Source organism: Streptomyces phaeochromogenes (genome assembly GCF_001418655.1).
Taxonomy (GTDB): Bacteria; Actinomycetota; Actinomycetes; order Streptomycetales; family Streptomycetaceae; genus Streptomyces; species Streptomyces phaeochromogenes.
The window spans coordinates 5930-6406 of the sequence record NZ_LIQZ01000480.1 but is presented as its reverse complement, the minus strand read 5'-3'; the positions used below and the strand labels follow the sequence as shown (position 1 = coordinate 6406).

Below are 477 nucleotides of genomic sequence, written 5' to 3'. Positions count from 1 at the left end.
CGACCCGCCTCCGCAGGACGAACCGCCACTGCAGGAAGAACCCCCCGTAGAACAGCCCGCGCCCCCGCCCGAACCCGAGGCCGAGCCCGAGCCGCCGGCCCACCAGCTGTGCCTGGACCGGCGCGAACGCCGCGCGCTGCTGCGCCTCGCCCCGGACACGACCGCCAGGACGGCCACCGCGATGAATGCCACCAGGATGATGCCTCCGATCATGGCGCCACCCTCCTTCCGTTCCCCCGAAGCGGCCCCCCGTGGGCTCTGCTTCTCGCCGGTGCTTTTGTCTTTGTTTCTGCCTGTTCCTCTGGCTGTACTTCTTGCTGTTCTTCTTGCTGCTTTCCCGCGTGTGCTTCTTGTGTGAAGGGGGGATGCCCCCGCGTCTCACGGACCAAAGCAGAGTTGAGCAACTCCAGAGGTTGAGCGCAGGATGACGGTCATGACCTCCAGTGCACGCCGCCCGCTCCTCAACCGCCGCCTCGC

1 protein-coding gene is annotated in these 477 nt (G+C 67.5%); it reads right to left on the bottom strand.

The window, feature by feature from the left end:
• Window positions 1-213: hypothetical protein (locus tag AOK17_RS51460; RefSeq protein WP_079053621.1), on the bottom strand; the 213-nt coding region annotated here is incomplete at its 3' end.
• Window positions 214-477 lie beyond the last annotated feature (264 nt).